This window comes from Pseudomonas sp. DCA-1, assembly GCF_046523955.1.
GTDB lineage: Bacteria > Pseudomonadota > Gammaproteobacteria > Pseudomonadales > Pseudomonadaceae > Aquipseudomonas > Aquipseudomonas putida_Y.
Map to the genome: position 1 here is coordinate 4,498,641 of NZ_CP169881.1, position 23,083 is coordinate 4,521,723.

General features: G+C 60.3%; 19 protein-coding genes and 2 pseudogenes. 4 read left to right on the forward strand and 17 right to left on the reverse strand.

All coding sequences use genetic code 11. The features are described from left to right. The first annotated feature begins 7 nt into the window (after positions 1-7). The gene (locus ACE4QZ_RS21260; RefSeq protein ID WP_010955129.1) at positions 8-1,399 is read left to right on the forward strand and encodes an aspartate aminotransferase family protein; all 1,392 of its coding nucleotides are present in this window, start codon (positions 8-10) and stop codon (positions 1,397-1,399) included. Between the two features lie 805 nt (positions 1,400-2,204). On the opposite strand, the gene recA is transcribed toward ACE4QZ_RS21260, so the two are convergent. The 4 genes and pseudogenes from recA to ACE4QZ_RS21280 all read right to left on the reverse strand — a co-directional run bounded on the left by recA (position 2,205) and on the right by ACE4QZ_RS21280 (position 5,396). Continuing rightward, complete coding sequence (gene recA, locus ACE4QZ_RS21265) at positions 2,205-3,251, reverse strand: recombinase RecA (RefSeq protein ID WP_038408827.1); 1,047 nt, start codon at positions 3,249-3,251, stop codon at positions 2,205-2,207. 124 nt (positions 3,252-3,375) lie between these two features. Beyond that, positions 3,376-3,873, reverse strand: a pseudogene (locus ACE4QZ_RS21270) (ATPase domain-containing protein); the annotation flags it as partial. Positions 3,874-3,976: 103 nt separating this feature from the next. Then, on the reverse strand, positions 3,977-4,459 hold the full coding sequence (locus ACE4QZ_RS21275) for a CinA family protein (protein WP_010952695.1): 483 nt from the start codon (positions 4,457-4,459) through the stop codon (positions 3,977-3,979). 284 nt (positions 4,460-4,743) lie between these two features. Then, a pseudogene (locus ACE4QZ_RS21280) lies at positions 4,744-5,396 on the reverse strand (hypothetical protein). Positions 5,397-5,677: 281 nt separating this feature from the next. Between ACE4QZ_RS21280 and mutS the strand changes: the two are divergent. Then, entirely contained in the window at positions 5,678-8,251 is a 2,574-nt protein-coding gene (gene mutS / locus ACE4QZ_RS21285; RefSeq protein ID WP_028698024.1) for a DNA mismatch repair protein MutS, read from the forward strand. Between the two features lie 140 nt (positions 8,252-8,391). Then, positions 8,392-8,715: a ferredoxin FdxA gene (fdxA, locus tag ACE4QZ_RS21290; protein ID WP_004375459.1), complete on the forward strand. Its 324-nt coding sequence runs from the start codon at positions 8,392-8,394 to the stop codon at positions 8,713-8,715. Between the two features lie 519 nt (positions 8,716-9,234). Here the strand turns inward: fdxA and rpoS are convergent. The 8 genes from rpoS to ACE4QZ_RS21330 form a co-directional block, all read right to left on the reverse strand. Then, positions 9,235-10,242, reverse strand: a complete 1,008-nt coding sequence (rpoS, locus tag ACE4QZ_RS21295) for an RNA polymerase sigma factor RpoS (protein ID WP_021785876.1) — start codon at positions 10,240-10,242, stop codon at positions 9,235-9,237. A gap of 108 nt (positions 10,243-10,350) precedes the next feature. Next, a complete protein-coding gene (locus ACE4QZ_RS21300) occupies positions 10,351-11,208 on the reverse strand; it encodes a peptidoglycan DD-metalloendopeptidase family protein (RefSeq protein ID WP_021785877.1) in 858 nt (285 codons plus the stop codon). Positions 11,209-11,445: 237 nt separating this feature from the next. After that, positions 11,446-12,084, reverse strand: a complete 639-nt coding sequence (locus tag ACE4QZ_RS21305) for a protein-L-isoaspartate(D-aspartate) O-methyltransferase (protein WP_162149611.1) — start codon at positions 12,082-12,084, stop codon at positions 11,446-11,448. 35 nt (positions 12,085-12,119) lie between these two features. Continuing rightward, positions 12,120-12,869 (reverse strand): 5'/3'-nucleotidase SurE, encoded by a 750-nt coding sequence (gene surE, locus ACE4QZ_RS21310; protein ID WP_021785879.1) that lies wholly within the window; start codon positions 12,867-12,869, stop codon positions 12,120-12,122. Then, positions 12,857-13,915, reverse strand: a complete 1,059-nt coding sequence (gene truD / locus ACE4QZ_RS21315; RefSeq protein WP_021785880.1) for a tRNA pseudouridine(13) synthase TruD — start codon at positions 13,913-13,915, stop codon at positions 12,857-12,859. The genes surE and truD overlap by 13 nt, the downstream gene beginning before the upstream one ends. Beyond that, on the reverse strand, positions 13,912-14,385 hold the full coding sequence (gene ispF / locus ACE4QZ_RS21320; protein WP_103462954.1) for a 2-C-methyl-D-erythritol 2,4-cyclodiphosphate synthase: 474 nt from the start codon (positions 14,383-14,385) through the stop codon (positions 13,912-13,914). Before ispF ends, truD begins: the two co-directional genes overlap by 4 nt. A 340-nt stretch (positions 14,386-14,725) precedes the next feature. Further along, positions 14,726-15,580 (reverse strand): S-formylglutathione hydrolase, encoded by an 855-nt coding sequence (gene fghA, locus ACE4QZ_RS21325; RefSeq protein ID WP_014592130.1) that lies wholly within the window; start codon positions 15,578-15,580, stop codon positions 14,726-14,728. An 8-nt stretch (positions 15,581-15,588) separates the two neighbouring features. Then, the gene (locus ACE4QZ_RS21330; RefSeq protein ID WP_021785895.1) at positions 15,589-16,701 is read right to left on the reverse strand and encodes an S-(hydroxymethyl)glutathione dehydrogenase/class III alcohol dehydrogenase; all 1,113 of its coding nucleotides are present in this window, start codon (positions 16,699-16,701) and stop codon (positions 15,589-15,591) included. A gap of 107 nt (positions 16,702-16,808) precedes the next feature. Here ACE4QZ_RS21330 and ACE4QZ_RS21335 point away from each other — a divergent pair, with 107 nt between their 5' ends. Further along, positions 16,809-17,705, forward strand: a complete 897-nt coding sequence (locus ACE4QZ_RS21335) for a LysR substrate-binding domain-containing protein (RefSeq protein ID WP_021785896.1) — start codon at positions 16,809-16,811, stop codon at positions 17,703-17,705. Between the two features lie 65 nt (positions 17,706-17,770). On the opposite strand, the gene ispD is transcribed toward ACE4QZ_RS21335, so the two are convergent. The 5 genes from ispD to ACE4QZ_RS21360 form a co-directional block, all read right to left on the reverse strand. Then, positions 17,771-18,478, reverse strand: coding sequence for a 2-C-methyl-D-erythritol 4-phosphate cytidylyltransferase (gene ispD / locus ACE4QZ_RS21340; RefSeq protein ID WP_103462955.1), 708 nt, complete (start codon positions 18,476-18,478; stop codon positions 17,771-17,773). Beyond that, complete coding sequence (ftsB, locus tag ACE4QZ_RS21345; RefSeq protein WP_021785898.1) at positions 18,475-18,756, reverse strand: cell division protein FtsB; 282 nt, start codon at positions 18,754-18,756, stop codon at positions 18,475-18,477. The genes ispD and ftsB overlap by 4 nt, the downstream gene beginning before the upstream one ends. A 163-nt stretch (positions 18,757-18,919) precedes the next feature. Further along, entirely contained in the window at positions 18,920-20,209 is a 1,290-nt protein-coding gene (gene eno / locus ACE4QZ_RS21350; protein ID WP_103462956.1) for a phosphopyruvate hydratase, read from the reverse strand. 154 nt (positions 20,210-20,363) lie between these two features. After that, positions 20,364-21,209 (reverse strand): 3-deoxy-8-phosphooctulonate synthase, encoded by an 846-nt coding sequence (gene kdsA, locus ACE4QZ_RS21355; RefSeq protein ID WP_021785900.1) that lies wholly within the window; start codon positions 21,207-21,209, stop codon positions 20,364-20,366. A gap of 3 nt (positions 21,210-21,212) precedes the next feature. After that, positions 21,213-22,841 carry a CTP synthase gene (locus ACE4QZ_RS21360; RefSeq protein WP_012270851.1) on the reverse strand — a complete coding sequence of 543 codons (1,629 nt, stop codon included), beginning with the start codon at positions 22,839-22,841 and terminating at the stop codon, positions 21,213-21,215. Between the last annotated feature and the right edge of the window lie 242 nt (positions 22,842-23,083).

Sequence of the window (23,083 nt, forward strand, 5' to 3'; positions counted from 1 at the left end):
TTGAAAAATGGATAAGCAAAAGCAAGATTTGATCTCCCAACAAGATCGCGGTGCAGTGCTCCACCCGTTCACCCAGCTGAAAGACTTTGCCTCTGGCAAGGCAGGTGATCCAACAATCATCGAAACCGCGAAAGGGATCACTATCACTGACGCGACTGGGCGTGAGTACATCGATGGCTTCGCTGGCCTGTACTGCATGAACGTCGGCTATGGCCGTACCGAAGTCGCCGAGGCGATCTCCAAGCAAGCCCACAAGCTGGCGTACTACCACACCTATGCTGCGCACACCACGGAAGAGCTCGCTCGCCTGTCTGACCGCCTGGTGAAGATGGCTCCGGGCAAAATGAGCAAGGTCTTCTACGGCATGTCCGGTTCGGATGCCAACGAGACCCAAGCCAAACTGGTCTGGTACTACAACAACCTGCGCGGTAAGCCGAACAAGAAGAAGATCATTGCTCGTGAGCGCGGCTACCACGGTTGCTCCGTAGTTTCTGGTTCCATGACCGGCATGTCGTTCTACCATGACCACATGGATCTGCCGATTGCAGGCATCCTGCGTACTGGTGCTCCTCACTACTACTGGGGCGCCGAGCCAGGTGAGACTGAGCTGGAATTCTCTGCCCGCCGTGCACGTGAACTCGAAGAGCTCATCCTGCGTGAAGGCCCAGACACCATCGGCGCATTCATTGCTGAGCCTGTGCTCGGAACCGGTGGTATTACCCCTCCGCCAGAAGGCTACTGGGCTGCTGTTCAGCCTGTATTGAAAAAGTACGACATCCTGCTGATCGCTGACGAAGTGATCACCGGCTTTGGCCGTACTGGTGCCATGTTCGGCTGCGACAAGTACGGTATCGAGCCTGATCTGATCACCGTAGCTAAAGGCCTGACTTCTGCCTACGCACCGCTGTCGGCTTCGATTGTTGGTGAGAAGGTGTACAAGGTGATGGAGGAAGGCGCTGATCGCGTTGGTGCCTTCTCCCACGGCTACACCTACTCGGGCCACCCTATCGGTGTCGCGGCAGCAAACGCTGTGCTCGACATCGTCGAGGGTGAGAACATTCCAGCGCACGTCGACAAGGTTGGTCAGTATTTCCAAAAGTCGATGCAGGAGACCTTCTCCTCGCTGCCAATCGTCGGCGAAGTGCGTGGTGTGGGCATGATGGCCGCCATTGAGTTCGTAGCGGATCCGGCCACCAAGAAGCGTTTTGACCCAGCCCTCAAGGTTGGTGCACGGATCTCGAAAGCAGCCCGTGATCGCAACTTGATCGCTCGTGCTATGCCTCACGGTGAAATCCTGGGCTTTGCTCCTCCTCTGGTCACGACCGAACAGGAAGTGGATCGCATCATCAGCATCGCACACGAAGCTGTGCTGAGCGTCCTTGATGAGCTGAAGGTCTGAGCCATCAACGTTGGCAATGATGCCAGCTGAATTACCCTCTTCGTTTTAAGCCCGCCTTCAAGCGGGCTTTTTTTGTTTCAAGGGTATGGGCGGTCGAAAGCGTATTGGAGCTTCTTTGCTCAGGTATGAACACCGTTGGAAGCATCGTGACCACCTCGCTATAGCAGGCCTTCGCGGGTTGGTGAGCAGTGTCAAACCTTCAAAAACCTGCTCCAATCCAAGTCCGGGCTGTTTGTGGCCAATGTCTATGCAGCTAGAGCCCGTGAAGGGCTAACCTGTACACATGGGCTACGTTTGACATGTGGCCGCAAATAGTTCAAAGCTGCCATGCGGGAGACCCTTCGCTTGCCCGCTAGATTGTTAATTCGAACTCCGGGGCTTCAGACTCGTCATGCGCTACGAACAAATCTCGTCTTTGGAAGAATTTCTGTCCCAAGTTGAAAGTAAACTCTTGGATCCCGAGCAGCGGGTTAGCGTGTCGTTCCCTTCCACCTCAACCACCCCTTGGAACTCGGATGCTCTGATTCGCGCCAATCTTTCTACGCTGGAGAGCGTAGCAGGATCCGCAAATGTATACGCCATATTTACCGGCGCAGGCGGTGGGTCAGAAAGCTGTTTTTGATCACAAAAGAATTCGATGGGGATTTTTTAGAGTCAAGCTGGGCGAGAGGCGAACGGTAGTTCACCTTGAAGGGGGAGGTATTGATTTTTACACGAAATAAAAAGCCTAGCTGGGGAGCTAGGCTTTATGGGGAACAGCATCTTAACTAGCGACTACTATGAGTGACCTCAGGCCACTGCAAGATCAATAGTCGTCAGCCGGCTCTTCAATTGCGGACTGGTTGGTAGCTGCTTCAGCTTGAGGCTTCGACATCAGCTTCTCGCGAATCATACCTTCCAGCTTGTCCATGGCAGGCTTGTTTTCCAGCAGCCACTTCATGGTATTGGCCTTACCTTGGCCAATCTTGTTACCTTCGAAGGAGTACCAAGCACCGGACTTCTCAACGAAGTTGTTGGAGACAGCCAGGTCAACGATCTCGCCAGCCTTGCTGATACCCTGACCGTAAACGATCTGGAACTCTGCCTGCCTGAAAGGAGCAGCAACTTTGTTCTTGACCACTTTAACGCGGGTTTCGCTACCAACCACCTCGTCGCCTTCCTTGACCGCGCCAATACGGCGAATGTCCAGACGTACCGAGGCGTAAAACTTCAGGGCGTTACCACCAGTGGTGGTTTCCGGGCTGCCGAACATGACACCGATCTTCATACGGATCTGGTTAATGAAGATACACATAGTGTTGGAGTTCTTCAGGTTACCAGTGATCTTCCGCATCGCCTGAGACATCATTCGGGCGGCAAGGCCAACATGGGAGTCCCCGATCTCGCCTTCAATCTCAGCCTTCGGTACAAGTGCAGCAACGGAGTCGACAACAATAACGTTAACCGCACCCGAACGAGTCAGAATGTCTACGATCTCAAGTGCCTGTTCGCCAGTGTCTGGCTGCGAGCACAGAAGATCATCGATGTTTACGCCGAGTTTGGCGGCGTAGATTGGATCAAGTGCGTGTTCGGCATCGACGAATGCGCAGGTCAAACCTTGACGCTGAGCTTCGGCAATTACAGAAAGAGTCAGGGTAGTTTTACCAGAGGACTCAGGGCCGTAGATTTCAACGATACGACCACGTGGCAGACCACCCACGCCCAGAGCGATGTCCAGACCAAGAGAACCGGTCGAAACAACATCGATGTCCATTGTGCGGTCGGAGCCGAGCCGCATGATGGCACCCTTACCAAACTGCTTCTCGATCTGAGAAAGAGCCATTTCCAACGCTTTGTTTTTTGCCTGATCCATTCTCGCCGACCACTCAAATTAGGATTAATCGAATATTGCTGATTAGCTTAGGGCGTATCCCTTGTGAGGGAAGGGAGACCTCCTAAGTGAACCAAAACTATGCTGCGATTCCGAATACTGCATCCTGCAGGCCCACATGCATGTCACCCATCTCGCCTTCGATTTCGGCCTTCGGCACCAGTGCGGCCACGGAGTCGACAATGATCACGTCGACCGCATTGGAGCGCACCAGCATGTCGGTGATTTCAAGGGCCTGCTCACCGGTGTCCGGTTGCGAAACCAGCAGGTCATCGACGTTGACGCCCAGCTTGCCGGCGTACTCAGGGTCAAGGGCATGTTCGGCGTCGACGAAGGCGCAGGTGGCACCGTTCTTCTGCGCTTCAGCGATGACAGACAGGGTCAGCGTAGTCTTACCCGACGATTCCGGGCCGTAGATCTCGACGATACGGCCTTTTGGCAGACCACCGATGCCGAGGGCGATGTCCAGGCCCAGCGAGCCGGTGGAGATGGCCGGAATGCCTTGACGCTCATGGTCACCCATGCGCATGACCGCGCCTTTACCGAATTGGCGTTCGATCTGACCCAGGGCCGCAGCCAAGGCGCGCTTCTTGTTGTCGTCCATTGAAATCCTCACGTGTTCGACTTGGCCCTGACGGCCGGAATACCTGTATAAGTAGCCAGTATTATTCCACAGGCAGACGCCCGCGCAAACCCCTGTCGTCGATTTACTCGGCACCAAGCTGTAACAAGCCGTCTAACGCGGCGATCACCGTCTGTCGGCGCACCGCCTCGCGGTCACCGTCGAACTGCCGACGTTCGCTGAACACCCGGTCGCCATCCCCCCAGGCCAGCCACACAGTGCCCACCGGTTTGGCTGGCGAGCCGCCGTCCGGCCCGGCCACACCACTCACCGCCACGGCGAAGCGTGCGCCACTGGCGGCCTGAGCCCCACGGACCATGGCTTCGACCACTTCCTGGCTGACTGCCCCCACCTGCCCGAACAACGCTTCAGGCACCCCCAGCTGGCGGGTTTTCTGGGCATTGGAATAGGTGACGTAACCGGCCTCGAACCAGGCCGAGCTGCCAGGTATGCGGGTGATGGCTTCGGCAATGCCACCACCGGTGCACGATTCGGCGGTAGTCACCTGTGCATTGAAACGGCGCAGGTGCTCACCCAGGCGGGTGGCGAGCGTGGTGATCGGGTCCATGTAGGGTGCTCCTGGTAGGCTGCCCTCTACCCTATCATTCCGGGGAGGGTGGGCGGCACCCGATCTCACTGACGATAGACCACTCATGGCATGCATCAGAGCATCGACGCAATTTTAAAGTACCCGCCGCCGCTCACTGATATTCAGCCAAATCCCGCAGCGGCTGGCCACAGCGCCCACAGACTCTACGTGAGATAACGATTTCTCCGACAAAAATGCGCTCGACCTCTATGGACCGGTGCCGGAACAGCCTACACACGATACGCCTGAACAAAATGACTACCTCAGAAGTTCAGCCGAAGCATGGTGCGCCAGATGTTTTCAGAGGTGAGCGGCGGTGCTTCGCCCAGTTACGTTCCCACCATTCATCCTCATTGCGCACTACCTGCTCCAGGTCACTGCCTGCAACGGCGGCAGCATGCTGGCGGAACATCATGGGGAACACGCAATGCTGGCGAATCTTGTGTTTGACCAACACATCCACAGGCGTGCCATCATAGGGCGTCTCTGCCAGAATCCTGCAGCCCTCGCGGGACAGCACGTAAGCGTGCAGCGCAACAACCCGGCCCCTGGCGATGAACGGGAACCAAGTCAGCCAGGTTCGCCCCATGGAATAGCCCAGGTGCAGGGCCTCGAATCGCCGGGTCTGCATGAACCGGTTTACCCAGCGCACCTGCCAAGCCTTGAATTCATAGGCCTTGGCATCATCTTCAAAAATCAGAATCCTGTCGTGGCCATTGTCGAGCGCATGGCGGGCCAGTTGTTGATGCGACTCGTAGCACCCTCGCCTGGGGTCGCTGTTTTTTTCAACGACATGAAAGACCACTTGATTGTCGAGTTGCCGGCCGATGGTTTCGCGGAACAGGGCACGCCGGTCACTCCGCGTTTCGAGGGAAATACAAAATACCGCATCGACGTCAAAACGAATTCCGCTCACTGCTCTAATCAACCTTGCAATAGATGTTTACCGGGCCAGGTACCACCGCAGGTGAATGAGGCAGGCCATCCCTGATGATCAAGTTGCGCAATTCTCCACAGGGGGCACATGGTGTCAATAAGCCTTCATCGCGGTTGCCCGGTACTGCCTGCCCGGTACCCGTGGTAACCTATGCGACTTTAAAATCCGGTGGGTCTCGGCGTCGCAAACGCAACACAGAACGCCTCAAATTTGCCCCACAATGTTGAGACCTACTTTCTAAGCCATTGATGAATAAAGCAATCTCAGATCTTTCCGCACACACCCCGATGATGCAGCAGTACTGGAAGCTGAAGAACCAGCACCCGGACCAGCTGATGTTCTACCGCATGGGCGACTTCTACGAAATCTTCTACGAAGATGCGAAAAAGGCCGCGAAACTGCTGGATATCACCCTGACCGCCCGCGGTCAGTCGGCCGGCCAGTCCATCCCCATGTGCGGGATTCCGTTCCATTCGCTGGAAGGCTACCTGGCCAAGCTGGTCAAGCTCGGCGAGTCGGTGGTGATCTGTGAGCAGGTCGGCGACCCAGCCACCAGCAAGGGCCCGGTGGAGCGCCAGGTGGTGCGCATCATCACCCCCGGCACGGTCAGTGACGAGGCACTGCTCGACGAGCGCCGCGACAACCTGATTGCCGCACTGCTCGGTGACGAGCGCCTGTTCGGCCTGGCGGTACTGGACATCACCAGCGGCAATTTCAGCGTGCAGGAGATCAAGGGCTGGGAAAACCTGCTGGCCGAACTCGAGCGCCTGAACCCGGTCGAGCTGTTGATCCCCGACGACTGGCCACGGGACCTGCCTGCGGAGAAGCGCCCTGGCGCCCGCCGCCGCGCACCGTGGGACTTCGACCGCGACTCGGCACGCAAGGCCCTGTGCCAGCAGTTCGCGACCAAGGACCTCAAGGGCTTCGGCTGCGACAAGCTGACCCTGGCCATTGGTGCCGCCGGCTGCCTGCTGACCTACGCCAAGGAAACCCAGCGCACCGCCCTGCCGCATCTGCGTAGCCTGCGCCACGAGCGCCTGGACGATACGGTCATACTCGATGGTGCCAGCCGACGAAACCTTGAGCTGGACATCAACCTGGCCGGCGGGCGCGACAACACCCTGCAATCGGTGATCGACCGCTGCCAGACTGCCATGGCCAGCCGCCTGCTGAGCCGCTGGCTGAACCGCCCGCTGCGTGACCTCAAGGTGCTGCAAGCACGCCAGGACTCGATCCGCTGCCTGCTCGACAGCTACCGCTTCGAAAAACTGCAGCCGCAGTTGAAGGAAATTGGCGATATCGAGCGGATTCTCGCCCGTATTGGCCTGCGCAATGCCCGCCCGCGCGACCTGGCACGCCTGCGCGATGCGCTGGGCGCGTTGCCAGAGCTGCAGAACGCCATGACCGAGCTCGAAGCGCCGCACCTGGCGCGTCTGGCGGCCATTACCGGCACCTATCCAGAACTGGCCAGCCTGCTGGAACGGGCGATCATCGACAACCCGCCCGCGGTGATCCGCGATGGCGGCGTACTGAAGGCGGGCTACGACAACGAACTGGACGAGCTGCTGGCAATCAGCGAGAACGCCGGCCAGTTCCTGATCGACCTGGAAGCCCGGGAAAAGGCCCGTACCGGCCTTGCCAACCTCAAGGTCGGCTACAATCGTGTACACGGCTACTTCATCGAACTGCCGACCAAGCAGGCCGAGCAGGCCCCGGGCGACTACATCCGCCGTCAGACACTCAAAGGCGCCGAGCGCTTCATCACCCCAGAGCTGAAGGCGTTCGAGGACAAGGCATTGTCGGCCAAGAGCCGCGCCCTGGCCCGCGAAAAGATGCTCTACGACGCCCTGCTGGAAACCTTGATCAGCCACCTGGCACCGCTGCAGGACAGCGCTGCCGCCCTGGCTGAACTGGATGTGCTCAGCAACCTGGCCGAGCGCGCACTGAACCTCGACCTTAACTGCCCGCGCTTCGTCGACGAGCCTTGCCTGCGCATCGAGCAGGGCCGCCATCCGGTGGTGGAGCAGGTACTGACCACGCCGTTCGTGGCCAACGACCTGGGCCTGGACAACAACACGCGCATGCTGATCATCACCGGCCCGAACATGGGCGGTAAGTCCACCTACATGCGCCAGACCGCCCTGATCGTGCTGCTGGCGCACATCGGCAGCTTCGTCCCTGCGGCGAGTTGCGAGCTGTCGCTGGTCGACCGCATCTTCACGCGCATCGGCTCCAGCGATGACCTGGCCGGCGGGCGCTCGACCTTCATGGTCGAGATGAGCGAAACCGCCAACATCCTGCACAATGCCACCGACCGCAGCCTGGTGCTGATGGACGAAGTGGGCCGCGGCACCAGTACCTTCGACGGCCTGTCGCTGGCCTGGGCCGCCGCCGAGCGCCTGGCCCAACTGCGTGCCTACACACTGTTCGCCACGCACTACTTCGAACTGACCGTGCTGCCGGAGAGCGAGCCGCTGGTGGCCAACGTGCACCTGAACGCCACCGAGCACAACGAACGCATCGTGTTCCTGCACCATGTACTGCCCGGCCCTGCCAGCCAGAGCTACGGCCTGGCCGTGGCGCAACTGGCCGGTGTGCCGACGGTGGTCATCCAGCGAGCCCGCGAACACCTGGGGCGCCTGGAAACCACCAGCCTGCCGCACGAGCAGCCTGCGGCCGCAAAAGCCAAGGATGCGCCTCAGGTACCGCACCAGAGCGACCTGTTCGCCAGCCTGCCACACCCAGCCATCGAGAAGCTGGGCAAGCTGCAACTGGACGACATGACCCCGCGTCAAGCTATCGAAATGCTATATCAACTAAAGAACCTGTTATAACGGCGCCCACTACAAGCTGATAGAATCCGCCGCGGTTTGCTGGTGCTGCAGGTTATTAGCCTGGCCTGCAGCCACATCGCCGTAAACCGCGCGGCCCTGAGAGGAAGGGCCGCCGCCGTCGCCTGAGGAGAGAATTAGAAATGACCTTCGTCGTCACCGACAACTGCATCAAATGCAAATACACCGACTGCGTGGAAGTCTGTCCGGTGGACTGCTTCTACGAAGGCCCGAACTTCCTGGTCATCCACCCGGACGAGTGCATCGACTGCGCCCTGTGCGAGCCGGAGTGCCCAGCGCAAGCCATCTTCTCGGAAGACGAAGTGCCTGCTGGCATGGAGAACTTCATCGAGCTGAACGCGGAGCTGGCGGAAATCTGGCCGAACATCACCGAACGTAAGGATGCCCTGCCAGACGCTGAAGAGTGGGACGGCAAGACCGGCAAGATTGCCGACCTGGAGCGCTGATAGCGCCCAGATGCGAAAAAGGCCCCTTGGGGCCTTTTTTGTTTTTCTGCGGGCAAAAAAAGGGGCGGTTTGACCCGCCCACATTTTTTCCGTAGTCCCTGCTTGTCCCAAACATCATCCTGATGAAATCGCTTCTTGCGATGTCCCTGGCCTTCATCCTGAAGGCCTGCGCATGTCCCTGTGCACAGTTCGAATACTAGCGGGTTGAGTCGGGCGGGCAAGCGCCAGACCTCACAGGGTATTTCCGAAGACACATTTGGTCAGCGGCGAATAAAGCATGATTTTCAATGACTTGTAAAAAACCAGCGCCAGGAAACGACAATGGTCTACTGAGACGTGCGTAGATAGCTTACAAAACGAGTAAGAAAAGGCTTACAGGCAATGTTACCGGGGTAGCGCAGTACATATTAGATATCTGTTCTGCCCTGAAGTGCCCCCCCCCCCGACGTTCTCAAACTTTTCGCCCCACACACAAAAACGCCCCGAGGTCATCGGGGCGTTTTGAGTGACAGACCTTCGCTACTGGAACAGCGACTCACTGGACAGGCCATTCTTCTCAAGGATCTCGCGCAAACGCTTGAGCCCCTCTACCTGAATCTGCCGCACCCGCTCCCGGGTCAGGCCAATCTCCAGGCCAACATCTTCAAGGGTACTGCTTTCATGCCCACGCAGGCCAAAGCGACGCACCACCACCTCGCGTTGCTTGTCGGTCAGCTCACCCAGCCACTGATCAATGCTCTGCGACAGGTCGTCATCCTGCAGCAATTCGCACGGATCAGTCGGGCGGTCGTCGGTCAACGTATCAAGCAGGGTCTTGTCCGAGTCCGGGCCAAGCGAAACATCCACAGACGACACCCGCTCATTCAGGCCCAGCATGCGCTTGACCTCGGTAACCGGCTTCTCCAGCAGCGTGGCGATTTCTTCTGGTGAGGGTTCGTGGTCGAGTTTCTGGGTCAGCTCGCGCGCGGCACGCAGATAGACGTTCAGCTCCTTGACAACGTGGATCGGCAGGCGAATGGTGCGAGTCTGGTTCATGATCGCCCGTTCGATGGTCTGGCGAATCCACCAGGTCGCATAGGTCGAAAAACGGAAACCACGCTCCGGGTCGAACTTCTCGACCGCACGGATCAACCCCAGGTTGCCCTCTTCGATCAGGTCGAGCAGCGACAGGCCACGGTTCACGTAACGACGGGCAATTTTGACAACCAGGCGCAGGTTGCTTTCGATCATGCGCTTGCGGCCGGCAGGGTCACCCTTCTGCGACAAGCGCGCAAAATGCACTTCTTCTTCCGGCGAAAGCAGCGGCGAGAAACCAATCTCGTTGAGATACAGCTGGGTGGCATCGAGCGCCCTGCTGTAATCGATGTACTTGTGTTGCTTGAGCGAAGAGCCCGACTTGGCCCTCGTCCGAACCGAAGATACAGCAGGTTCGTCTGACACCACATCCGTTTCCAAAACGATGCCCGTCTCCATCAGGAGGACGTCATCATCGATGTCAAACTCCGGCACTTCTTTACTGAGAGCCATTGTTATAATCCTTTGCTGAGTTCGAACTCAGACTCGAGCGGCACCTTTATCCCTGGCAGCGCTTGAGCCTGTCCCCTCTACATCACAGGAACAGGCTGGGTACAACGATCAACGACGTGGCAGGAACTGGAGCGGATCGACGGGTTTGCCCTGGCGGCGAATCTCGAAATGCAGCTTCACCCGATCTGTGCCCGTAGACCCCATTTCAGCAATCGACTGCCCTGCCTTGACCTGCTGCCCCTCCCGAACCAACAGCCTGCGGTTATGACCGTAGGCACTGACGTAGGTGTCGCTGTGCTTGATGATGATCAGCTCGCCGTAGCCCCTCAAACCACTCCCGGCGTATACCACTGCACCATCAGACGCAGCAAAAACAGGCTGTCCCAAATCACCGGCGATATCAATGCCTTTATTCAAACTACCGTTTGAAGCAAATTTTCCAATCAGCACGCCGTTGGCAGGCCAAGCCCAGCCGCCTACCGCACGCTCCGCAGCCGGCACGCTGGCAACCACGGGCGCGCTGCCCGAAGAGGCCGGCGCGACTGGTTTACGGGTGCTGGCGGGCGCGGTTGCAGTGCTGCCCACAGGCCGCCGCGTGACCGTGGTGCGGCTTGACGAGGACGGGTTGGATACCACCGTGGTGCGGCTGCTGGAACCGCTGCTGAAACGGATCGCCTGCCCCGGGCGGATGGTATAGGGCGCCAGGATGCCATTGCGTGCAGCCAGCTCCTTGTAGTCCCAACCATAACGGAAGGCGATGGAGAATAGGGTGTCGCCTGGCTTGACGATGTATTGCCCGGAAGTCACCGCCGGGCGCTTGGGCACGGTGTTGTTGCGGTCGACCACCCGCGCGTTGTTGCTGCTGGTGCTTGAGCAACCCACCAGAAGCGCGCCCATGGCCAATGCAATCACCAGAAGCTTGAAACCCGACCCGTCCTTGCGCTGCCGAATGACTGTGTGACCCACCCGCGCTCCCCTCATGGTGCCGAAAATCTATATGAAGACAAGAAATGCAATATTGTTGCAATTATAACCAAGCCAGCCGGTATTGGCAGACGGGTACGAAAGACGGGCGAACCCCCCCGGCGCACGCTGTGCGTTAGCGCTTCGCACCGCCTGATAGACAGGGCGAAGCGACAAGAATTCGCCGGCGGCACAAAAATACACCGCGCCTCATGCCTGCACAGCTCAGATCAACAGACCTCAGGCCAGGGGACCATTGAGCAGTGGCACGAAACGCACAGCCCCCAGTACGCGACGGGAGAATCCATGCTCCTCGCGCACGATCAGCATCAGTTGCTGCACTTCGCCGGCAGGCCCTACCGGGATGACCATGCGCCCACCGGGTGCCAACTGGTCGAGCAGTGCCTGTGGCACTTCCGGCGCCACGGCGGTGACGATGATGCCGTTGTAGGGCGCAAGCGCCGGCCACCCCTCACAACCGTCACCCCAGCGGAATACCACGTTGCGCAGGTTCAGCTCCACCAGGCGCTCTTTGGCCCGGTCCTGCAGTACCTTGATGCGCTCTACCGAGAACACCCGCTCGACCAGCTGGGCCAGGATCGCCGTCTGGTAGCCCGAGCCGGTGCCAATCTCCAGCACCTTGTCCAGCGGCCCGGCCTCGAGCAACAGCTCGCTCATGTGCGCAACCATGAACGGCTGTGAAATGGTCTGGTTGTGGCCGATCGGCAGCGCGGTGTCTTCGTAAGCCCGATGGGCCAGCGCCTCGTCAACGAACAAGTGGCGCGGCGTACGACGGATTACGTCGAGCACCTGGGTGTTCGAAACACCCTCCTCGCACAAGCGCTGGATCAGCCGCTCCCGGGTACGCTGAGAGGTCATGCCGATGCCACGCCGCAGCATATCGTCCTCACGCATCAGAGCAGGCCCTCCAGCCAACCATCGAGCTGCTCGAAGGCATCATTGAAGGTGCGATCGAGTTGCAGCGGGGTAATTGATACGTAGCCTTGCATCACCGCGTGGAAGTCGGTGCCCGGGCCGCCGTCCTCGGCATCACCGGCCACAGCAATCCAGTAGCCTTCCTTGCCACGCGGGTTGACCACCTTGGTTGGCGCCGCCGCACGTGCCCGGTGACCAAGACGGGTGAGCTGGATGCCACGGATGTGCTCCAGCGGCAAGTTGGGAATATTGACGTTGAGTACGGTGCGTGGCGGCAACGCCAGGCGCGACTGTGCCTCGACCAGACGGCGGGCGATATAGGCCGCGGTCGGCAGGTTGTCCGGCAGGCGCGACAACAGCGAGAACGCCAGCGAGGTACCGCCGAGGAAGCGGCCTTCCAGCGCCGCAGCGACCGTTCCCGAATACAGCACGTCGTCGCCCAGGTTGGCACCGAGGTTGATCCCCGACACGACCATGTCCGGCGTCTGCGGCAACAGCCCATTGAGCCCCAGGTGCACGCAGTCGGTCGGCGTGCCATTGAGGCTGATGAAGCCATTGGCCAGGGTCTGCGGGTGCAGTGGCCGGTCCAGCGTCAGCGAACTGCCGGCGCCGCTCTTGTCTTGATCCGGGGCGATCACTGCGCACTCGGCATAATCCACCAGCGCAGCGTGCAGCGCGGCGATGCCAGGTGCGGTAACACCGTCGTCATTCGAAATCAGAATACGCATGGGCTGTCCGTCTGCCCTGCCGACACCAGATCCACGACTTCACGCACCACCACGGTGGCGAAGCATCCGGCCGGCAGGACGAATTCCAGTTGCAGGATATCAGGCTCGGGATAATGCCACGTCAGGCCGCCAATAGGGAGCCGCAGAATTCGTCGTTCGTGATCCATGCCCGCCTGGGCCAACCACTGGCAAAGTGCCGGCTGGCGTGCGCCGATAGCGTTTTCCAGCTGGGCAGGCACAGCGCCAGCAGGTGAAGCGCCCTCCCCCCACATCGGCCCGGTCGGGTGCAGGTCGAGAATCGCCAGGCGCGGGTCGGCACATTCCGCCTCACCCGCCGGGAAGAAACTGCGGCTGTCGGTGAACGCCAGCAGGTCCCCGACCTGGGCTCGGGCCCAGCTACCGTCAGCGACACGCGCAGCCAGCAACTGATTGAACAGATAGCTGCGCCCGGCCGAAAGCAGCCGCGAACGCACGTTGCGCTGCTCAGGCAAAGCCTTGCGCGCGGCCCAATCGAGGGCGTCATGAACGTTGCCACCGCCGTGCCCGAAACGCTGAGTGCCGAAATAGTTGGGCACACCGTGCTGTCTGAGCTGTTCCAGGCGCGCATCCACCGCCTGGTGATCGGCAGCCAGGGCCGTCAGGCGCAAGGTGAACCCGTTGGCCGAATGCGCGCCACGCTGCAGTTTGCGCTGATGGCGCACCTGCTTGAGCACACGCAGGCTGGCATCCTCTGCACGCGACAGATCCGGGTCGGCCTTACCCGGCAGGTGCAGGCTGAACCACTGGCGGGTCAGCGCCTGGCGGTCCTTGAGGCCGGCGTAGCTGATGCTGCGCACCGGTACGCCAGCGGCGCGGGCGAGGCGTCGGGCGGCTTCTTCGGTGTTCAGATCACGCTTTTCGACCCACAGCCACAGGTGCTCGCCTTGGCCCGATAGTGGGATATCCAGGACTTCGTCAACCTGAAAGTCTTCGGCAACCGCTTTGAGGACGGCGGTACCCAGTGCTTCACCCGATGCGCGAGGGCCCAGCAGTTCCAGTTCGGTCATGCTGGCAGCAACAGGGCGACCGAATGCACGGCAATGCCCTCCTCGCGGCCGGTAAAGCCCAGCTTCTCTGTGGTGGTGGCCTTGACATTGACCTGGTCGAGTTCGACCTGCAGGTCTTCGGCGATCAGCTGGCGCATGGTTTCGATGTGTGGGGCCATTTTCGGTGCCTGAGCGACGATGGTGGCGTCAACGTTGCCGACCTCCCAGCCTTTGGCCTTGACGATACCGACCACATGGCGCAGCAGCGCGCGGCTGTCAGCACCCTTGAACTGTGGGTCGGTGTCGGGGAAATGCTTGCCGATGTCGCCCAGCGCCGCAGCGCCAAGCAAGGCATCACTCAGGGCGTGCAGCAGCACGTCACCGTCGGAATGGGCCAGCAGGCCGTATTTGTGGGGGATACGCACCCCGCCCAGGGTAATGAAATCACCGTCGCAGAAACGGTGCACATCGTAGCCGTGGCCAATACGCATAAAAAAACGCCCTGAATGAGTCAGGGCGTGATTCTACCTGCTTTTGAGGCAGTGGGGCGTGAGGTGATTTACGCGGCATTGTCGGCGCCTGGGAGATCGGCGCCGCCCGCGCGGCGCATCGCGAACTGCGCTCGCTCCTACGTTTGTTTCGGGCCAGTTATTTCTGAGGGATTTGCGCGCGAGCATTTTGCTGCATGGCTCGATATCACGTTGGACGAACAAGGCGGTCGCGCGCATTGGCACAGGCGTTACTGGCCCGAAACAAACGTAGGAGCGAGCGCAGCTCGCGATGCGCCGCGCGGGCGGCGCCCGATCTCCCAGGCACCGAAAAAGCTACGCCTTACACCCGCCCCAGTGCCACCGCATGATGACGCAGGTGCTCCTCGATGAAGCTGGCAATGAAGTAATAGCTATGGTCATAGCCCGGCTGCATACGCAGGGTCATTTCATGGCCACCTTTGCGTGCCGCCTGTTCCAGCGCTTCAGGCTTGAGCTGCTTCTCGAGGAAATCGTCACGGTCGCCCTGATCCACCAGCAACGGCGGGCATTGGCCAGCAGGGGTTTCGGCCAGCAGCACGCTGGCATCCCACTCACGCCAGCGCCCACGGTCTTCACCCAGGTAGCGGCTGAAGGCCTTCTCGCCCCACGGACAATCCATCGGATTGCTGATCGGCGAGAATGCCGACACCGACCGGTAGCGCCCCGGGTTGCGCAAGGCGCACACCAGCGCGCCGTGCCCACCCATGGAGTGGCCGCTGATGCTACGCTCGCCCGACGCCGGGAAGTGCGCCTCGATCAGGGCTGGCAACTCCTCCACCACATAGTCGTGCATGCGGTAGTGCTGGGCCCAGGGTTGCTGGGTGGCGTTGAGGTAGAAGCCAGCGCCCAGGCCGAAGTCCCAGGCGCCGTCCGGGTCGCCCGGCACCTGCTCGCCACGCGGGCTGGTATCTGGGGCAACGATGATCAGCCCCAGCTCGGCGGCCAGACGCTGGGCGCCGGCCTTCTGCATGAAGTTCTCGTCGGTGCAGGTGAGGCCGCTGAGCCAGTACAGCACCGGCAGCTTTTCGCCCTGCTCGGCCTGCGGCGGCAGGTACACAGCAAACACCATGTCGCAACCCAGCACCTTGGAGTGATGCCGGTAACGCTTGTGCCAGCCGCCGAAGCTTTTCTGGCAGGAGATGTTATCCAGGCTCATGGCAGACCTCAGAAGTGGATCACGCTACGGATGCTCTTGCCTTCATGCATCAGGTCGAAGGCCTTGTTGATGTCTTCCAGACCCATCGTGTGGGTGATGAAGGTGTCCAGCGGGATCTCGCCTTTCTCGGACATTTCCACGTAGCTTGGCAGCTCGCTGCGGCCACGCACGCCGCCAAACGCCGAACCACGCCACACGCGACCGGTCACCAGCTGGAACGGACGCGTGGAAATTTCCTGGCCGGCACCGGCCACACCGATGATCACCGACTCACCCCAACCCTTGTGGCAGCATTCCAGAGCGGCGCGCATCAGCTGAACGTTGCCGATGCACTCGAAGGAGAAGTCCACGCCACCATCGGTGAGGTCGACGATCACTTCCTGGATCGGGCGATCGTAATCTTTCGGGTTGACGCAATCGGTGGCACCCAGTTGGCGGGCGATTTCGAACTTGGCCGGGTTGATGTCGATGGCGATGATACGTGAGGCCTTGGCCTTGACCGCACCGATCACGGCCGACAGACCGATGCCACCGAGGCCGAAGATGGCCACGGTATCACCCGGCTTGACCTTGGCAGTGTTGAGTACCGCGCCGATACCGGTGGTGACGCCGCAGCCCAGCAGGCAGACCTTTTCCAGTGGTGCTTCTTTCTGGATCTTGGCCACGGAAATTTCCGGCAGCACGGTGTACTCGGAGAAGGTCGAGGTACCCATGTAGTGGAACAACTCCTGGCCCTTGTACGAGAAGCGCGTGGTGCCGTCCGGCATCAGGCCCTTGCCCTGGGTGGCGCGGATGGCCTGGCACAGGTTGGTCTTGCCCGAGAGGCAGAACTTGCACTTGCCGCATTCCGGGGTGTACAGCGGGATGACGTGGTCGCCCACGGCGACCGAGGTGACCCCCTCGCCTACCGCTTCGACAATTGCACCACCTTCGTGGCCGAGGATCGATGGGAAGATACCTTCCGGGTCAGCACCGGACAGGGTATAGGCATCGGTGTGGCAGACACCGCTGGCGACCACGCGCAGCAGCACTTCACCGGCCTTTGGCATGGCCACGTCGACTTCGACGATTTCCAGGGGTTTCTTGGCTTCGAAGGCTACGGCAGCACGGGACTTGATCATCAAAGGTCTCCAGACAGTGGGTCGATTCAGTCTCGCAGTGTAATTCAGCGCCTTTTGATGAATAATCAGGCCAAAGACAAAACATTATTGCCATACAGGGATAATCAATGAGCAGCCGATGGGAAGGCATCGACGAATTTGTCGCCGTGGCCGAATCGGGCCAGTTCACTGCCGCCGCCGAACGCCTGGGGGTCTCCTCATCGCACATCAGCCGGCAGATCGCCCGGCTGGAGGAACGCCTGCAAACGCGCTTGCTGTACCGCAGTACCCGCCGGGTAACCCTGAGCGAGGCCGGGCAGACCTTCCTGCAGCACTGCCAGCGCTTGCAGGATGGCCGTGAGGAAGCGTTGCGCGCCATGGGCGACCTGGCCAGCGAACCCAAGGGCTTGCTGCGCATGACCTGCGCTGTGGCCTACGGCGAGCGCTTCATCGTGCCGCTGGTGACACGATTCATGGCGCTGTACCCGCAGCTGCGCGTGGATGTGGAGCTGAGCAACCACACCCTCGACCTGCTGCATGAAGGCATGGACCTGGCCATCCGCCTGGGCCGCCTGGCCGACTCTCGGTTGGTGGCCACCCGTCTGGCGCCGAGGCGCATGTACCTGTGCGCCTCGCCGGCCTATCTTGAGCGCTATGGCCGGCCACACAGCCTGTCCGAGCTGGCGCGGCACAATTGCCTGGTGGGGAGTTCGGACTTATGGGCACTACAGCAGGATGGCCGTGAGATCAGCCAGCGGGTACAGGGTAACTGGCGCTGCAACAGTGGCCAGGCCGTGCTGGATGCGGCGTTACAAGGGATAGGGTTGTGCCAGTTGCCGGATTACTACGTATTGGAACACCTCAATAGCGGCGCGCTGGTGTCGCTGCTTGAGGCGCACCAGCCGCCGAATACCGCGGTTTGGGCGCTGTATCCGCAGCAGAGGCACCTGTCGCCGAAGGTGCGACGGCTGGTGGATTACCTGAAGGAGGGGTTGGCAGGGTTGCCGGAATACCGGTTCGGCTAACGGGATGTACTGCATGTACTGGCCTCGTCGGGTGAACCCGCGAAAAGGCCAGTACAGGAGAATGTTCAGCGTTTACCCGCCCAGCGCTGGCGCAACCATTCGAGATCGTCGGGCCGGGTCACCTTTATGTTGTCACTGCGCCCTTCCACGAGCCGCGGCGCCTGACCGGACCATTCGATGGCAGAAGCCTCGTCGGTCACCACCACATCCGACACCAGGCATTCGGCCAGCGCCCGATGCAACGCTCCAAGGCGGAACATCTGAGGTGTGTACGCCTGCCAGATCGTGCTGCGGTCCACAGTAGCACTCACCCGGCCATTACTGTCGGCGCGCTTGAGGGTATCGCGCGCCGGCACCGCCAGCAGACCACCCACCGGATCGTACGCCAGCTCCGACAACAGCTTGTCCAGGTCGCTGCGTGCCAGGTTCGGCCGCGCGGCATCGTGCACCAGTACCCAGTCGCTGTCAGCCGCCCCTTGGGCATGCAGCATCAGCAAGGCGTTAAGCACCGAGTCAGCTCGCTCACGGCCACCTGCCGCGCGCTGGATGCGTGGGTCGCTGGCATAGCGCAGGCCAGGCCAGTACGGGTCGTCTTCGGCAATGCTGACCACCACGCCTTTAAGCGCCGGATGGCCAAGAAAACAGTCGAGGCTGTGCTCGAGTAGCGTCTGCCCAGCCAGCTCCAGGTATTGCTTGGGGCGGTCGGCAGCCATGCGGGCACCTACACCCGCCGCAGGAATCACGGCCCAGAAGGCCGGCAAGGTATCGATCATTTCTGTGGCAACTGGAAGAGGGTTTCGCCCTCTTTTACCATCCCCAATTCATGGCGGGCTCGTTCTTCAACGGTCTCCATGCCTTTTTTCAGCTCTAGCACTTCAGCATCGAGCACGCGATTACGCTCGAGCAAGCGCTCGTTTTCGGCATGCTGATCGGCAATCTGCTGCTTCAGTTCGGTTACTTGCGCCAGGCTGCCGCTACCCACCCACAGGCGGTACTGCAGGCCACCCAACAGCAAGAGCAGAACGAGGAACAACCAATAGGGACTGCGCATCACGTTATCCAGGTTAAAAAGCTGCCGCGTTTTACTTCGGGGCCTCGAATAGCACGAAGCCTGGCCGAGGCCAGGCTTCGTCGACAGAAACCCGTTGGTACGTAGGAAAGTTCAGTACGAACGTTCCTACAACTTCGGCTGCTGCCTTTTTACCATCTCTTGCTTAGCCGCGAAACTCGGCACGACCGCGGTAAACCGCTTTGGCGCCCAGTTGCTCTTCGATGCGCAGCAGCTGGTTGTACTTGGAAACGCGGTCGGAACGGCACAGCGAACCCGTCTTGATCTGGCCAGCAGCAGTACCCACAGCCAGGTCGGCGATGGTCGAGTCCTCGGTTTCACCGGAACGGTGCGAGATCACTGCAGTGTAACCGGCAGCTTTGGCCATCTGGATGGCTTCCAGGGTTTCGGTCAGCGAGCCGATCTGGTTGAACTTGATCAGGATCGAGTTACCAATGCCCTTCTCGATGCCTTCCTTGAGGATCTTGGTGTTCGTCACGAACAGGTCGTCACCGACCAGCTGGACTTTTTCACCGATCTTGTCAGTGAGGATTTTCCAGCCAGCCCAGTCGGACTCGTCCAGGCCGTCTTCGATCGAAATGATCGGGAAACGCTCGGTCAGGCCTTTCAGGTAGTCGGCGAAGCCTTCGGCGTCGAACGACTTGCCTTCACCGGACAGGTTGTACTTGCCGTCTTCGTAGAATTCGGAAGCCGCGCAGTCCAGAGCCAGGGTCACGTCGGCGCCCAGCTTGTAGCCGGCTTTTTCGACAGCTTCGGCGATGGCGCCCAAGGCGTCTTCGTTGGATGCCAGGTTAGGGGCGAAACCACCTTCATCACCTACGGCGGTGTTCAGGCCACGGGCCTTCAGTACAGCCTTGAGGTGGTGGAAGATTTCGGTGCCCATGCGCAGGCCGTCAGAGAAGGTCTTGGCGCCAACCGGCTGAACCATGAACTCCTGGATGTCAACGTTGTTGTCGGCATGCTCGCCACCGTTGATGATGTTCATCATCGGAACCGGCATCGAGTACTCGCCTGGGGTGCCGTTCAGGTTGGCGATGTGCGCGTACAGCGGCAGGTCCTGGTCCTGGGCAGCTGCTTTGGCGGCAGCCAGGGAAACAGCCAGGATGGCGTTGGCGCCCAGCTTGGCCTTGTTCTCGGTACCGTCCAGTTCGATCATGGCGCGGTCCAGAGCCTTCTGGTCGGAAGGGTCCTTGCCCAGCAGCAGGTCACGGATCGGGCCGTTGATGTTGGCGACGGCCTTCAGCACGCCCTTGCCCATATAACGGCTCTTGTCGCCATCACGCAGCTCCAGCGCTTCGCGCGAGCCGGTGGAAGCACCGGACGGCGCGCAAGCGCTGCCGATGATGCCGTTGTCGAGCAGTACATCGGCTTCCACAGTGGGGTTGCCACGCGAATCGAGAACTTCACGACCTTTGATGTCGACGATTTTTGCCATTGTTGTAAGCACTCCAGAATTGACGAAAACAACGCAGCTTAGAGAATTCTTGCCGTTCACCTGGCTGAGATTGCGATTGGCAGGCCAAGTGAAGGGAGCCCCTGACCGGCGGGTCAGGGGTGGAACGGGCAGTACTTTACCCGAGAAATGAGCTTTACGCGGTTTCTACCGTCGGAAAACTTTTCACCAGGTCGTCCAGTTGCTTGAGCTGGGCCAGGAATGGCTCCAGTTTGTCCAGGCGCAGCGCGCACGGACCATCGCACTTGGCGTTGTCCGGGTCGGGATGCGCTTCGAGGAACAGCCCGGCCAGGCCCTGGCTCATGCCGGCCTTGGCCAGGTCGGTAACCTGGGCGCGGCGGCCACCGGCAGAATCGGCGCGACCACCCGGCATCTGCAGGGCATGGGTCACGTCGAAGAACACAGGGTACTCGAACTGCTTCATGATACCGAAGCCGAGCATGTCCACTACCAGGTTGTTGTAGCCGAAGCTTGAACCACGCTCGCAGAGGATCAACTGGTCATTACCGGCCTCTTCGCACTTGGCCAGGATGTGTTTCATTTCCTGAGGTGCGAGGAACTGGGCCTTCTTGATGTTGATCACCGCACCGGTCTTGGCCATGGCCACCACCAGATCGGTCTGCCGCGACAGGAAGGCCGGCAGCTGGATGATGTCACACACCTTGGCCACCGGCTCGGCCTGATACGGCTCGTGCACGTCGGTAATCACCGGCACATTGAAGGTGCGCTTGATCTCTTCGAAGATCTTCAGCCCTTCTTCCAGGCCAGGCCCACGGTAGGACGTTACCGACGAACGGTTGGCCTTGTCGAAGCTGGCCTTGAACACATACGGGATACCAAGCTTTTCGGTAACCCGCACGTACTCTTCGCAGACCTTCATTGCCAGGTCACGGGACTCCAGGACGTTCATGCCGCCGAACAGGACGAACGGCTTGTCGTTGGCGATCTCGATGTTACCGACGCGAATGATCTTCTGAGTCATTGATCAGGCCTTGTTCTTCTGAGCCAGGGCTGCCTTGACGAAACCACTGAACAGCGGGTGGCCGTCACGCGGGGTGGAGGTGAACTCCGGGTGGAACTGGCAGGCGACGAACCATGGGTGGTCCTTGGATTCGACCACTTCCACCAGCGCGCCGTCTTCGGAACGACCGGAAACCACCAGGCCAGCGTCCACCAGTTGTGGAAGCAGGTTGTTGTTCACTTCGTAGCGGTGACGGTGACGCTCGGTAATCACGTCCTTGCCGTAGCAGTCGTGCACTTTGGAGCCGGCAGCCAGCTGGCAGTCCTGTGCGCCCAGGCGCATGGTGCCGCCCAGGTCGGAAGCCTCGTCGCGGGTCTCGACGGCACCCGTGGCATCGGCCCACTCGGTGATCAGGCCGACCACGGGGTGGCCGCTGTTACGGTCGAACTCGGTGGAGTTGGCGTCCTTCCAGCCCATCACGTTACGGGCGAACTCGATGACGGCCACCTGCATGCCCAGGCAGATACCCAGGTACGGCACCTTGTTTTCACGGGCATATTGCACCGCGGTAATCTTGCCTTCCACGCCACGCAGGCCGAAACCACCCGGAACCAGGATGGCATCAGCGCCTTCCAGCAGGCTGGTACCCTGGTTCTCGATGTCTTCCGAGTCGATGTAACGCAGGTTGACCTTGGTACGGTTGGTAATGCCGGCGTGGCTCATCGCTTCGATGAGCGACTTGTACGCATCCAGCAGCTCCATGTACTTGCCGACCATGGCGATGGTCACTTCGTGCTCCGGGTTGAGCTTGGCATCGACCACCTTGTCCCACTCGGACAGGTCGGCGCCATTGCACTGCAGGCCGAAACGCTCGACGACGAAGTCGTCCAGGCCCTGTGCGTGCAGTACGCCCGGGATCTTGTAGATGGTGTCGACGTCTTCCAGCGAAATCACCGCACGCTCTTCAACGTTGGTGAACAGCGCGATCTTGCGACGCGACGAAGCATCGACCGGGTGGTCGGAGCGGCAGATCAGCACGTCAGGCTGCAGGCCGATGGAGCGCAGTTCCTTGACCGAGTGCTGGGTCGGCTTGGTCTTGGTTTCGCCAGCGGTGGCGATGTACGGGACCAGGGTCAGGTGCATCAGCATGGCACGCTTGGAACCCACTTCGACGCGCAGCTGGCGAATCGCCTCGAGGAACGGCTGCGACTCGATATCACCCACGGTACCGCCGATTTCCACCAGGGCCACGTCGGCATCGCCGGCACCCTTGATGATGCGACGCTTGATTTCGTCGGTGATGTGCGGGATGACCTGGATGGTCGCGCCCAGGTAATCACCACGACGCTCTTTACGCAGCACGTGCTCGTAGATACGGCCAGTGGTGAAGTTGTTGTTCTGGGTCATGGTGGTGCGGATGAACCGCTCGTAGTGACCCAGGTCGAGGTCGGTCTCGGCACCATCATGGGTGACAAAAACTTCACCGTGCTGGAACGGGCTCATGGTGCCCGGGTCGACGTTGATGTACGGATCCAGCTTGAGCATGGTGACCTTCAGGCCCCGCGCTTCCAGGATGGCCGCCAGGGAAGCCGAGGCAATGCCTTTCCCCAATGAAGAAACAACACCGCCCGTGACGAATATGTAGCGCGTCATGAAAAACCCTAGAAGTCTGCGTTAAGGCGGCCAGCGCCGCCGGAGAAAGCGAAGGAAGGCCGAAGCCCCCGATCACCTGCGTCAATCACAGTGCATCTCGAAAAACTGCCGCGTCTGTACAGCCAGGGTATCCCCGGCATGGCGTTCGCTCGTCATTTCCAGAATCAGCTCGGCAAAAAACTGCTTGGTAATCGGCAACTCCTGTGTTTTCGCGGAACCCACAGAAGTTGTATCAAGAAGGG

Excerpts from the sequence above, each read along its gene's own strand:
- eno (WP_103462956.1), bottom strand. The coding sequence starts at position 20,209 with ATGGCAAAAATCGTCGACATCAAAGGTCGTGAAGTTCTCGATTCGCGT.
- rpoS (WP_021785876.1), bottom strand. The coding sequence starts at position 10,242 with ATGGCTCTCAGTAAAGAAGTGCCGGAGTTTGACATCGATGATGACGTC.
- kdsA (WP_021785900.1), bottom strand. The coding sequence starts at position 21,209 with ATGACTCAGAAGATCATTCGCGTCGGTAACATCGAGATCGCCAACGAC.
- ACE4QZ_RS21335 (WP_021785896.1), top strand. The coding sequence starts at position 16,809 with ATGAGCAGCCGATGGGAAGGCATCGACGAATTTGTCGCCGTGGCCGAA.
- recA (WP_038408827.1), bottom strand. The coding sequence starts at position 3,251 with ATGGATCAGGCAAAAAACAAAGCGTTGGAAATGGCTCTTTCTCAGATC.
- truD (WP_021785880.1), bottom strand. The coding sequence starts at position 13,915 with ATGACCGAACTGGAACTGCTGGGCCCTCGCGCATCGGGTGAAGCACTG.
- fghA (WP_014592130.1), bottom strand. The coding sequence starts at position 15,580 with ATGAGCCTGGATAACATCTCCTGCCAGAAAAGCTTCGGCGGCTGGCAC.
- surE (WP_021785879.1), bottom strand. The coding sequence starts at position 12,869 with ATGCGTATTCTGATTTCGAATGACGACGGTGTTACCGCACCTGGCATC.
- fdxA (WP_004375459.1), top strand. The coding sequence starts at position 8,392 with ATGACCTTCGTCGTCACCGACAACTGCATCAAATGCAAATACACCGAC.
- ACE4QZ_RS21260 (WP_010955129.1), top strand. The coding sequence starts at position 8 with ATGGATAAGCAAAAGCAAGATTTGATCTCCCAACAAGATCGCGGTGCA.
- ACE4QZ_RS21305 (WP_162149611.1), bottom strand. The coding sequence starts at position 12,084 with ATGACCTCTCAGCGTACCCGGGAGCGGCTGATCCAGCGCTTGTGCGAG.
- ispF (WP_103462954.1), bottom strand. The coding sequence starts at position 14,385 with ATGCGTATTGGCCACGGCTACGATGTGCACCGTTTCTGCGACGGTGAT.
- ftsB (WP_021785898.1), bottom strand. The coding sequence starts at position 18,756 with ATGCGCAGTCCCTATTGGTTGTTCCTCGTTCTGCTCTTGCTGTTGGGT.
- ispD (WP_103462955.1), bottom strand. The coding sequence starts at position 18,478 with ATGATCGATACCTTGCCGGCCTTCTGGGCCGTGATTCCTGCGGCGGGT.
- ACE4QZ_RS21330 (WP_021785895.1), bottom strand. The coding sequence starts at position 16,701 with ATGATCAAGTCCCGTGCTGCCGTAGCCTTCGAAGCCAAGAAACCCCTG.
- ACE4QZ_RS21275 (WP_010952695.1), bottom strand. The coding sequence starts at position 4,459 with ATGGACCCGATCACCACGCTCGCCACCCGCCTGGGTGAGCACCTGCGC.
- ACE4QZ_RS21360 (WP_012270851.1), bottom strand. The coding sequence starts at position 22,841 with ATGACGCGCTACATATTCGTCACGGGCGGTGTTGTTTCTTCATTGGGG.